The sequence below is a fragment of the Cohaesibacter gelatinilyticus genome, assembly GCF_900215605.1.
Lineage (GTDB): Bacteria > Pseudomonadota > Alphaproteobacteria > Rhizobiales > Cohaesibacteraceae > Cohaesibacter > Cohaesibacter gelatinilyticus.
Window position 1 is genome coordinate 1,396,103 of the sequence record NZ_OBEL01000001.1, and the last position, 12,089, is coordinate 1,408,191.

At 50.7% G+C, this 12,089-nt stretch carries 10 protein-coding genes; 2 read left to right on the plus strand and 8 right to left on the minus strand.

Going from position 1 to position 12,089, the window contains the following annotated elements:
• Positions 1 to 26 precede the first annotated feature (26 nt).
• The 7 genes from CRO57_RS06260 to CRO57_RS06290 all read right to left on the minus strand — a co-directional run bounded on the left by CRO57_RS06260 (position 27) and on the right by CRO57_RS06290 (position 9,219).
• A complete protein-coding gene (locus tag CRO57_RS06260) occupies positions 27 to 251 on the minus strand; it encodes a twin-arginine translocase TatA/TatE family subunit (protein WP_097152458.1) in 225 nt (74 codons plus the stop codon).
• 101 nt (positions 252 to 352) lie between these two features.
• Positions 353 to 1,468, minus strand: a complete 1,116-nt coding sequence (locus CRO57_RS06265) for an ABC transporter ATP-binding protein (protein WP_097152459.1) — start codon at positions 1,466 to 1,468, stop codon at positions 353 to 355.
• A 134-nt stretch (positions 1,469 to 1,602) separates the two neighbouring features.
• Complete coding sequence (gene scpB / locus CRO57_RS06270; protein ID WP_097153242.1) at positions 1,603 to 2,337, minus strand: SMC-Scp complex subunit ScpB; 735 nt, start codon at positions 2,335 to 2,337, stop codon at positions 1,603 to 1,605.
• A gap of 61 nt (positions 2,338 to 2,398) precedes the next feature.
• Positions 2,399 to 3,169, minus strand: a complete 771-nt coding sequence (locus CRO57_RS06275; protein ID WP_097153243.1) for a segregation and condensation protein A — start codon at positions 3,167 to 3,169, stop codon at positions 2,399 to 2,401.
• A 329-nt stretch (positions 3,170 to 3,498) separates the two neighbouring features.
• Positions 3,499 to 6,084, minus strand: coding sequence for an SPOR domain-containing protein (locus tag CRO57_RS06280; RefSeq protein WP_097152460.1), 2,586 nt, complete (start codon positions 6,082 to 6,084; stop codon positions 3,499 to 3,501).
• A 71-nt stretch (positions 6,085 to 6,155) separates the two neighbouring features.
• The gene (argS, locus tag CRO57_RS06285) at positions 6,156 to 7,913 is read right to left on the minus strand and encodes an arginine--tRNA ligase (RefSeq protein WP_097153244.1); all 1,758 of its coding nucleotides are present in this window, start codon (positions 7,911 to 7,913) and stop codon (positions 6,156 to 6,158) included.
• An 88-nt stretch (positions 7,914 to 8,001) separates the two neighbouring features.
• Positions 8,002 to 9,219 (minus strand): deoxyguanosinetriphosphate triphosphohydrolase, encoded by a 1,218-nt coding sequence (locus tag CRO57_RS06290; protein WP_097152461.1) that lies wholly within the window; start codon positions 9,217 to 9,219, stop codon positions 8,002 to 8,004.
• Between the two features lie 220 nt (positions 9,220 to 9,439).
• Between CRO57_RS06290 and erpA the strand changes: the two genes are divergently transcribed.
• Together erpA and xth are read left to right on the plus strand one after the other, a co-directional pair.
• Positions 9,440 to 9,781 carry an iron-sulfur cluster insertion protein ErpA gene (gene erpA, locus CRO57_RS06295; RefSeq protein WP_097152462.1) on the plus strand — a complete coding sequence of 114 codons (342 nt, stop codon included), beginning with the start codon at positions 9,440 to 9,442 and terminating at the stop codon, positions 9,779 to 9,781.
• Between the two features lie 62 nt (positions 9,782 to 9,843).
• A complete protein-coding gene (xth, locus tag CRO57_RS06300; RefSeq protein WP_097152463.1) occupies positions 9,844 to 10,629 on the plus strand; it encodes an exodeoxyribonuclease III in 786 nt (261 codons plus the stop codon).
• An 80-nt stretch (positions 10,630 to 10,709) separates the two neighbouring features.
• Here the strand turns inward: xth and CRO57_RS06305 are convergent, their stop codons facing one another.
• Complete coding sequence (locus tag CRO57_RS06305) at positions 10,710 to 12,074, minus strand: MFS transporter (protein WP_097152464.1); 1,365 nt, start codon at positions 12,072 to 12,074, stop codon at positions 10,710 to 10,712.
• Between the last annotated feature and the right edge of the window lie 15 nt (positions 12,075 to 12,089).

Genomic DNA, 12,089 nt, shown 5'->3' on the forward strand with positions numbered 1-12,089 from the left:
AAAAATGTCAATCAAGCGTGAAGGGCTTAACCAACCTTGTCCTTGCTTTCACTGTTTACAGCAACATTTTCAGAAGACTTATCTTCAATGCTGTCTGCCTTTTCGGCCTGCTCTTCATCTTTCAAGCCTTTTTTGAAGCTATTGATGCCTTTGGCAACATCACCCATCAACTCGGAGATCTTGCCACGACCAAACAGCAAGACCACAACAACGGCGATGATAACTATCTGCCAAATACCAATTTGTCCCATTTACTCAAACCTCTAATGTGCGGCAAAACTCACCGCAATGCTGTTCCCTGAGTCTTTGTACAAGACCCCAAAATCTGTTTCTAGCCCAAGACTTAAGCATTTTATCCGTCTTTAGCAAATATCAGCGTATGTTTTTTGCGAAAAGATACACCGATATTGTCTCCATGAGCGAAAATTTTGCCCCCGCCAATCCGCGCAAAGAAAGGATAATCGATGCCTTTTAACGCTATTTCATAAAGTTCGACTTCTCCAAGGAACATGCGCCGCAAAATGCGACCTGGATGTCCGGCAACGTAATCTTCCGAGATTTCATGATGCATTTTCAGGCCATGATGACGCACGCAAACCCGCACATCCTGTTCCTCATCAAACTGCTCAGTGGTAAAGGTACCTATTGGTGTTTGCGCCTTTCCGCCCTGGATGACCCCATCCACCTCATTGAGTTCCGAGAAGAACCGAGCTGCCCAATAGTCCACTGGATTATAATAGAGATCATCCGGCCCACCATTCTGAACGATCTGTCCATCACGCAGCAGCACGATACGATCACTCATACGTAACGCTTCTTCTGGATCATGGGTCACAATGATGCAAGTCGCTCCGATTTCCCGAATAACAGCCAATGTTTCGTCGCGTACACGGTCTCGCAAACGGTTATCCAGGCCGGAAAAAGGCTCGTCCATCAGAAGGACGCTCGGACGCGGTGCGATGGCACGAGCCAACGCTACACGCTGCTGCTGCCCACCTGACAGCATATGAGGAAACTTCTCGACATAATCTTCGAGGCCAACACGTTGCAGTGCGACCTTGGCTTCACACTCGGCATCCTGTTTGGAAAGATCATTAAGGCCAAACATTACATTTTGCAAAATGCTCAAATGCGGAAAGAGCGCATAATCCTGAAACATCAAACCAACAGAGCGTTTTTCCGGGGGCGTAAATGTGTGTGTATCACTTGCAACAATATCGTTAATCAGCAAACGTCCTTGTGTTGGACGTTCAATTCCCGCAGCAATACGCAACAAGGTCGTTTTACCTGAACCAGATTGACCGAGCAAAGAGACAACCTCGCCCGGTTCGATATACAGATCCACGCCATCCAAAGCGACTTTGTCACCAAAGGTCATTCCGATATTTTCAAAAGTGAGTCCAGCTGCGATGGTTGCACCAGCGGTACCACGACTTCCCCAGTGACCATTTTCGATCGCATTTTTCATAAATCGTGGCTCCACTCACATTACTGATCGATCCCGAAGCGCCAACAGGACCAAGCAGGATCTTTCCCGACAACAGGCAACTCTATTAGCCTAACTTGGAAGGACAACTCAACAATCTTTTCGAAATAGATAAATCAGCCAGTCGGTCCTGCGCTTTGATCAGAATCAGACTGAGCCAGTTCCTCACCATCTTCTTCCAGTGCCAGAGCAACCAGATCACCTTCATCCAGAGGATCTTCGTCCGGGGCAAGATCTTCATCATCATTCGGAATAGGCATGGAAAAGGCTGGCGGCAGCGCCGAGTCCAGCATACCGGCACCTCGCAACTCTTCCAATCCGGGTAGATCCTGTATGCTCTCCAAACCAAAATGAACCAGAAAATGCTCGGTAGTGCCATATGTCACCGGTCTACCTGGCGTACGACGACGGCCACGCAATCTCACCCACTCGGTTTGCAACAGAACATCGAGCGTGCCTTTGGATGTTCCGACACCGCGGATAGACTCAATTTCAGCACGAGTGACCGGTTGATGATAGGCAATGATGGCAAGCGTTTCCAAAGCAGCGCGAGACAGTTTGCGCGGCTCCTCACTTTCGCCCTGTAATAGGAAGGACAAATCGGGAGCCGTACGAAACAGATATTTACCCTCAACTTGAACAAGATTGACACCACGATTGGCATAATCTTTCTGCAGGTCCGCGATCATGCCTTTGACATCTGCTGAATCAGGAACCCGCTGGCGAATTTCCTCAATGCCAATCGGTCGCGCGCTGGCAAACAGCAAAGCTTCGATCATACGACGAATCTGCATATTCGCTTCAGCTTTGAGCGCAGCAATTTCATCCATTTCGCCAGAGATGTCAGCCATCTGTGAACCCGGCTCTTGCTCTATCATTCGACCACTCTCACTTTTAAAAGCTCGGATTGACCTATTTCTTTGCAGATCTGACCATGATCTGTCCAAAAGCTTCTGTCTGCCTTACTTCCAAATGACCTTCACGTACCAGCTCAAGCGAGGCTGCAAAGGAACTGGCCAAAGCCGTTGCACGAATGTCATCCAAACGCAAATAACTGGAAAGCAAAACATCAACCGGTGTCCAATCGGCAACAGAACCAATCAGTCTTTGCAAGATCTCTCGCGCCTCCTGCAAGGACCACACTTCCCGTTTGCGTACATGCACCAGAGAAACCGCCTGCCGTTGACGTTGAGCTGCATAAGATGTCAATAGATCATATAGATTGGCTGAGAAGCGGACTTTCTTGCGCAAGGACATATCTTCCGGTGCACCGCGAACAAAGAAATCCTGCCCCAACTGAGAACGCTCCATCAGACTGGTTGACACTTCGCGCATGGCTTCCAGCCGCTTCAAACGAAAGGCTAGCATCGCGGCCAGTTCTTCGCCACTTGGCTCATCTTCATCTTCGGGATCAGGAAGCAACAGTCGAGATTTCAGATAGGCAAGCCAGGCGGCCATGACAAGATAGTCCGCAGCAAGCTCCAGCCGAAGCTTTCTCGCCTCTTCGATGAAATCCAGATATTGCTCGGCCAGTGCCAGAATGGAAATCCTGGTTAGATCCAGCTTTTGTTGTCGTGCGAGCATCAGAAGAAAATCCAGAGGACCTTCAAATCCATCGACATCGACAATCAGATTGGGTTCCCCTTCAGAGCGCGGCCCGTTCGTCAGACGATATTGTTCCATCTGCTCCCAGTGAATGTCTTTGTTATCTCCGTCAGATGAAGAGGCTGACTTTGCACCTTCATTCGTAACAGAACCATCCGCTTCTGCCGGTGCAGCTATTTCTGGATCGCGATCATCCAATTTCGGGTCTTGGTTCATAAGAGCGGAATCCTGACCAACAGGAACGAAAGGTTACGAGATTCAAGTGCTTTTCATGAGCCTAGCGAATATTTCTCTTGTCGACTAGGGTTGATATTCCGGCTTTTTCCAGATCACATTGAAAAGAACAAAGGCCCCACTCAGTCGAGCGAGGCCTTTTAATGGTCGATACATACACAAAACAGGCAGGGCTATTTCCTTGCCACCAGGCAATCTCCGCCGGCAGCCTTGATTGACTGACAGAAATTAATCGCTCCTGATCGGTCTGAGAAAGAGCCAACCCGGACACGATAATACACGCCTTTGCTACCAAGATCCGCACGTTTGATATCCGGTTGATAATTGCCCAGAACACCTGCCAGACGAGATTGTATGTTCGAATAGCTTGCGCGCGCCTGCTCTGGTGTCCTCTGCGAAGTTACCTGAACAGTATACCCGCCCACACCACCACTATTGCTAGCTGTTGGAGCCGGTGCTGTTGGTTGACTTACAGCTGGCACACCACTCGCTGGCGGCAACAACGACAAAGGTTGATTGGTTGTGTTACGAACTGCAGGAGCAACAACAGCAGGCTGAACCGGAGTTGTCGCAACAGGTTGAGCTGTCGGTGCAAGTGATGCCTGCTGACTTGTCAGGCCATTCGGCTTGCGCTTCGGCAAAGTAGAGGTAGTAACTCCATCACCAGCAAGCTGGCTACTGCCATTTGCTCCCTGCAAGCCGCCACCTGGTGTAGAATTCAGGCTCTGGCTCATTGCCTGCTCAGATGGTGTTGAAGCCATCATCTGCTGATCAACCGAACCTAGCTGATTGTTGGAATCAGAGTTACCCTGACTACTTTTAACAATAGTACCATCGGGGCGTACGATTACAGTCCGAACTTCTTTGGGGCGTGCGATGCTGCGATCGGTGTTTGGGGTGATTGCGGTATTTCCTTCAGATGCCTGAGGGACTGATGTCTCACCACCGGATAAGGAGATCACACGAGGACTTCTGCCATCAGAGGTCATCGCTAGTGGCTTCTCGGTTGCTGGCATCAGGTTCCCGGGACCTTCGTCGGACTGGGTGCCATCAATACGATCATAAACTTCCTTGTTCTGATGCGGAATGACCTTGCCGCCGGGATCTTCAGGTGCCTCTTTGACAGGATCGGTATTCGCAACAAGAACAGGAGACTCACCATTATTCGAGCTTGAACCGGTCAAACCCCAAACAGCTGCGCCACCAACAACGGCAATGCCAAGTGCAACACTAGCTGCCAACAGACCTTTTTTGCCCTTGGACATTCCGGATCTTGGCTCATCAGCATCAGTTCCCATTCCTTGCTGATAGCCCATTCCACCTTCATCAGCCAGATAAGGCATACTTTCGGCAGCAGCCTGAGACACTGCTGGATCCGCATAGGTGCCGTGCGGACCGCTAGCCATCGGTGCGGATGTACCACCATAAACCGGACTTTCACCATATCCAGCCGGTTGATTGGTAGCAGTTGGTTCATAGCCTGTGTTGTAGACGTCAGCATAAGCAGTTGCTTCATCTTGACCAGTCACATTCACTGATGGTGCTCCCGCCGCGGGATCAGCATGATAATATCCATCATCAGCTTGTGGAGCAGGTGCCGGATTGTACCCGGCGGCCATGGGATCAACCAAGGGCGCACCACCCAAAGCTGGCGCATTCATCGGATCAGCTGTTGGTTGTGACGTTACTGGTTGATTAAAAGCTGCATACGGATCCTCTACTGACTGCCCTTCAGGTGTCAGGCTGGATGGCACATAGCTATCGACAGGTGCAGAAGGCGCCGGTGTCGAGGGAACTGGAATATGTGAAGATGCAGGGGTTTGTCGTGATGTCGGAACCTCTGCTGTTTCATAATTTGCTGAAGGCTGCGGAGTTGGCCTGGAAAAGCGATTAGCATCAAATGCCTGCGAAGAGGCAGAATTCTCTACTTGTGTCTGCTCCGAGACAGCTTGGGCTAACGCATCACTCAAATCAACTTGAGGCTCCGTCGCGGGAACTGCGTTTTGAGGCCAAGACAGGGATGGCTCAGTGGTTTGTACTGGCGCAGCGGGTTCGGCACCTGTTGATGTCGCCGCAACACGATCCTTCAATTGACCATAAGATCCGGTTCTGGGTTCATTTGATTGATAGCTGGAAACCGGAGGAGAAACGGCAGGCACCTCTTCGTGGGTCGACATTTCTGGAGCAGCAGGTTGAGCAGAAAAATCCGCCCATTGATCAGCAGAAGGAGGGGGCGGAGCTTGAGAAGGAGCCACAGCAGATGGACTTGCAAACCCGTCATCTTGACCCAACCCGAAATTCAGATCAGGCCCGGCAGGAGCAGAAGGCGTGGATGCCGCAGGTGCATCGGTCACACCCGCACCTGAACCAAAACGCAGAGGGGGCAAATCCTCAATCATTGGTTCCTGTGGAGCCAATGATGAATTATCACTCGTTGGCATTGGAGTATGGACAAATGGCTCTTCACGAGCTGCAGAAGATGTGGGTGCCGGTTGCGCAGGTTGAACCAGAGGCGGTTGTTCACCACGCAATTCTTTCAACAGCTCTTCTTCCAAAGCCCGCAAATCGTCACTATTTCCCTGTTGACCAAGAAAATTATCTTCACGTTCAGCAGGTTGCCCTTCACTTACGATTCGCTCCAGAGCAGCCAGCGGATCCTCGGCCACATGTCCAAAAGCCTGTCCCTGCTGTGGGGTAGCAGCGGGAGTTTGCCAATCAGAGAGATTTGGGCCTGGCTTCTTGTCATTGGTATCAGACATGACGATTTGCCTTTTTTATCAAACACATAGTTACTAGCTTGGCATAGATGGCGGCAAAACTGCTTTCTGTCCTATCGCATTTCCTCTGGAGCATTCACACCCAAAAGCCCAAGACCAGAAGCAAGAACATCAGCAACAGCTTGCACAAGAGCCAAGCGCGCTAGAGTTAATTTCTCATCTTTAGCGTTAATAAACCGTAATTGCGGCATTTCCTTGCCTTTATTCCACACGCTATGGAAGTATCCGGCAAGGTCATAAAGGTAGAATGCAACCCGATGTGGCTCTTGGGTTTCTGCCGCCCCAGCAACAATACGCGGGTACTCTGAAAGTTTGCGGATCAACGCCAGTTCAACTTCATCCTGCAAACCTTCCAGACTGGCAGCACGCAAGTTTTCACGACCCAAAGAGAGGTTAGGAACTTCAACCGTTGCCTGGCGGAAGATGGATGCGGTCCGGGCATGAGCGTATTGAACGTAGAATACCGGATTGTCCTTGCTCTGCTCAGTTACTTTGGCAAAGTCAAAATCGATGGTGGCTTCGGACTTGCGATACATCATCATGAAGCGAACCGCATCTACACCCACTTCTTCAACCACATCGCGCAAGGTCACGAAGGTCCCTGCCCGCTTTGACATCTTCAACTGCTCGCCATCTCGCATCAGATTGACCAACTGGCAGATTTTGACTTCCAGACCACCCTTGCTTTCGGTGATCGCTTTCACCGCAGCTTTCAGACGTTTGACATAGCCACCATGGTCAGCACCAAGGATATCGACTTGATGCGCAAAACCACGCTTATATTTGTCGAAATGATAAGCAATGTCATTGGCGAAATAGGTATTGGAGCCATCAGATTTCTTCAGCGCCCGATCGACGTCATCACCAAAATCTGTTGAGCGGAAGAGGGTTTGATCACGATCTTCCCAGTCATCTGGCAGCTTGCCCTTCGGAGGAGGCAACTTGCCAACATAGACCTGACCGCGATCTTCAAGCCATTTGATCGCTTCTTCAACCCGATCAGTCTCGCCTTCGATCAGGGAGCGCTCAGAAAAGAATAGATCATGACGAACATTGAGCGCACCTAGGTCAGACCGGATCAGATCCATCATCGCATCAATGGTAAAGGCGCGAACATCAGCGAGCCATTCAGCTTCATCCTTGCCTTTCAAGGCATCGCCATGATTATCAGCGAGAGCCTGACCAATTGGCTTCAGATAGTCACCGGGATAAAGACCTTCCGGAATTGTGATTTCTTCGCCAAGCGCTTCGCAATAACGCAGATATGCGGAGCGTGCCAACACATCCACCTGTGTTCCGGCATCATTGATATAATATTCACGCGTTACATCATAACCGGCAAAATCCAGAAGATTGGCGATACAATCTCCCAAGACGGCGCCACGGGTATGACCCACATGCATTGGCCCAGTCGGATTGGCCGAAACATATTCGACATTCATCTTGGCGCCTTTGCCCAGATCGCAACGGCCGAAATCTTTGCCAGATGCCAGAATGTCGAGAACAACGCCACGCCAGAAGGAATCAGACAAAGTCATATTGATGAAACCGGGACCGGCGACATCCACTTTGCCGATATCACTGTCCTGTTCGAGAACTGCCGCGATCATGCTTGCTACATCACGCGGTTTCATACCAACCTGCTTGACCAGAACCATGGCGGCATTTGTCGCCAGATCACCATGGGAAGCATCGCGTGGAGGCTCGACGCCGACGCGACTCAAATCCAGCTCAGCGCCATCTTTGCCTGTCAGATCAGTCTGCTTAATTGCCTCCACAACGCGGGCGGTAAATTCCGTAAAGACGTTCATCGTCATACCTGTCTCTTACACACGCCAAAAGGGCGGCACTCAATCCCATGAGGCCGCCGGGCGGTTTTCTCTAAATTTGATAGTGGGACTAGCGCAATTCTGGTGTTACGTCAAACAATCGTCGATGTTCCAACAGGGCAAAACGGTCAGTCATCCCCGCAACATAGTCCGCAACCCGTCTTGCGCGCACTGGCAGCAACCCCTCATCATCACCAAACTGCCACTCATCCGGCATTTCCGATGGACGCTCAAAGTAATAACCAAACAGATCGGAAAGAACCTGTTCTGCCTCATTCATGATCCGCGTTACTTTGGCTTCACGATAGACATTTTCAAACAGAAAGCGCTTGATAGCTGCCTCGATTTTAGCCATCTCCTCAGAGAAACAGACCAGCGTTTCACCGCATTCGCGTACATCATGAACACTTTCTGGTTTGACGCGTTCGATATTCCCGGCAGAGGTCCGGATCACATCCTCCACCATCTGTGTGATCAAGCGACGTACGATTTCATGCACAATTCTAAACTCTTCGAGATCAGGATACAGGCTTCGCACCTGACGTAGCGCGTTACCTGCCAACGGCACATCTTCCAGCTGCTCCAACTTGATCAAACCCGCGCGTAATCCGTCATCAATATCATGCGCGTTATAGGCAATATCATCAGCAATCGCAGCCGCTTGGGCTTCCAGGCTTGCATGACTCCCCAACATCAGATCCTGATAGGGTTGATAGGCGCGAATACCAAAAGGAAGCCCCGCCTCCGCATATGCCCCAACCGGGTTGCCGTCATAATCTTCCAACGGGCCATTATGCTTGACGATGCCTTCCAGAGTTTCCCACGCAAGATTCAATCCGTCATAGCGCGCATAACGGCGTTCGAGCGAGGTCACCACCCGTAGGCACTGGGCATTGTGATCAAAACCACCATAAGGTTCCATCAGATCATGCAAGGCGCGCTCACCTGCATGGCCAAAGGGCGTGTGACCCAAGTCATGTGCCAACGCTACCGCCTCTGCCAGATCTTCATCAACCGTCATGGAGCGGGCAAGCGAACGGGCAATCTGCGATACTTCGATGGTGTGGGTCAGCCGGGTGCGATAGAGATCGCCCTCATGATAAATGAAAACCTGAGTCTTGTGCTTCAACCGGCGGAAGGCCGAGGAATGAATGATCCGGTCACGATCACGTTGAAAAGGTGTGCGGGTCGGACTGTCATCTTCCGAAAAAAGACGCCCTCTGCTCTTGAAAGGATCTACCGCATAGGCGGCCCGTGGCTGAGCACCAAATCCAAGTGTCGCAATCATCCCTACCCCCTAATTCCGAACCACATTAATTTGCTTTTGGCTTTTTCGGAGACCCAAGCATATTGACATCGGATCATTGCACCTTAACTATCCGGATAAAGACATATATAATGTGCATGGAAGTCAGTCTGGCAGCATTTAAGTGATATTATGCTGTAGCATGGCGTACATACCCACAACAGAACTGCCTTATCTTGCAATTTCCACGGACACAAGACCGATGACAAACGCTATGACACCTGAAATATCTGTCACTGAAAGCGCTATGAAGCGAATCGCAACGATCCTGTCCAAAGAAGACCAAGGCACAATGTTGCGCATCTCTGTCTCTGGTGGTGGCTGTTCAGGTTTCCAATATAATTACGACCTGACCAAAGACAGTGAGAATGATGATATGGTTATCGAGAGAGATGGCGCAGTGGTGCTGATTGATCCGATGACCCAAGCCTATATGGAAGGCTCGCAGGTCGACTTTGTCGACGATGTCATGGGACAGTCTTTTCAGATCACCAATCCGCAAGCAACTGCCTCTTGTGGTTGCGGCACTTCCTTTGCTATCTGATCTTATTCCTGAAAAGCTTATCTGCTTTTCGATTTGACCCAGCCTGACAGCAGGAAAAGACAATGCGCATTGCCACCTGGAATATCAACGGCATCAAAGCCCGTCACGACAATTTGCTGCGTTGGCTGGAACAGGAAAGCCCCGATGTCGCCTGCTTGCAGGAAATCAAGTCGGTTGACGAGAATTTTCCGCGCAAGGCAATCGAAGATCTGGGCTACCACCTGGAAACCCATGGCCAGAAGAGCTTCAATGGCGTGGCGCTTCTCTCCAAAAAGCCTTTTGAAGAAATTAATCGTCGCCTGCCCGGTGATGATAGTGATGAGCAAGCCCGTTTCATCGAGGGGATTCTGTCGACCGATAAAGGCCCCCTGCGGGTGGTCAGTCTTTATCTGCCAAATGGCAACCCGGTGGGAACCGAAAAATACCCGTACAAGCTGGGATGGATGCGGCGCCTGATTGAGTGGTCCAAACAACGTCTTGAACTTGAAGAGGCCTTTGTTTTGGCTGGTGACTATAATGTCATCCCAACCGCGCATGATACTCACGATCATGATGCTTGGTGGGGCGATGCACTCTATCGCGAAGAAACTCTGGATCTCTTCCGGGAACTCTTGGCAACAGGTCTGACCGAAGCCTTCCGCGCCTGCAATGATACCCCTCACCTCTATTCCTTCTGGGATTATCAAGCAGGTGCTTGGCCGCGCAATATGGGCATCCGTATCGACCATCATCTGCTCTCCCCGGAAGCAGCAGATCTGCTCAAAGGCTGTGAGATCCTGAAAGATGTACGTGATTGGGAAAAGCCGTCAGATCATGTGCCAGTCATGCTGACGCTGGATTGCGAATAAGACATCACTTCAAGGACAGATAAAAACGGGATCCTTTCCCGGCCTTTGTTTTTCAAACCTTGCGAAGCCTTCTCAGACAATCACGCTGGCTCTGCACTCGGTTGGGCATCTTGCGAATCTTCTTGCACCGGTTCTTTACCTTCCTGCCCGGCCTCTTCTGGCTCTTCATCTTCACTTGCTTCCCACTCATCGGGAACAACAACGTATTTGTCTTCCTCACTTAGCAACTCAGGCGTAACAACCGCACCTATAGCTGCTGTCGTAGAAGCAAATTCGAAGTCATCCTTGTCGTCCAGCTCTATGGCTTCCTGAGTAAGGATACGTTTGGTGAGGAAAAGACATAATGTGGCCAGCGCAACGGATGGAAGAAGGAATAGCGCCTCCGGCCCCCATGCACTCATGGCCAGCGAGGTAACTGTCGGACCGATGGAGGATCCAATACCAAACGCCACCAGCAGGCCCGCAGCCATGCGCACATAGCCGCTATCGCTTGCGTGGTCATAACCATGTGCTGCTGCCAATGAATAAGCCGGCTGGATCATGGCACCTATGAAGAAGCCAGCCAACAACAGCGAGGCAAAACTAGCCTCCTCGACCAAGGTAATGGCAAAGGAGCCCGCAATTCCGAACAAGCTGATGACAATCAGCACCAGGCGACGATCAAATCGATCTGAAATACGACCAATTGGCCATTGTCCAGCAATTCCACCAATCCCAAGGATGGCAGCAAAGATCGGAGCTTGTGACAGCGAATCATATCCTTTATCGACGGCATAAATGGCAGCAAAGGAAACATGAGATCCCTGCACCAGCCCCACAACCGTGGCTGAGACAATCGCTGCAGGCGAAATCCGGAACACCTTTCGCAATTCGAGCTTCACCACAGCAATCGGAGCCGGTTGAGCAGCCTTGGTCATGGCAACAGGAACAACGGCGACGGAAATGATGATGGACGCAATGGCAAAAAGAAAGAACTTTTCAGGCTCTGCCACGGTCGCAAGCAATTGTCCAAAGGTGTAAGCGGCATAGTTGACGATAATATAAGCCGACATCACCAAGCCGCGATTGGTATTATCTGCAAATTCATTCAACCAGCTTTCAATAATCAGATACAATCCGGCCATGGAAAATCCGGTGATTAGCCGGAAAAAGATCCATGCATATTGATCACTGACTAATGGATGCAGCAGCGCGGCGGCCGACATGCTTGATACCATTACAGCAAAACCGCGGATATGTCCGGCCCTCACCACCACATGCGGAGTTATGATACCTCCCAGCACAAAGCCGGCAAAATAGGCCGACGCTGCAAGACCAATAGAAAAATCAGCAAAGGCCATACCCTTTGAGGCCAGCGGAACAATTGTCGACTGCAGTCCATGCCCTGCCATCAGCAGGGCAACGGAAAAAAGCAATGACGCAATCGGAGCGAATGTCTGGATCATGGGAGGTTCAACCTG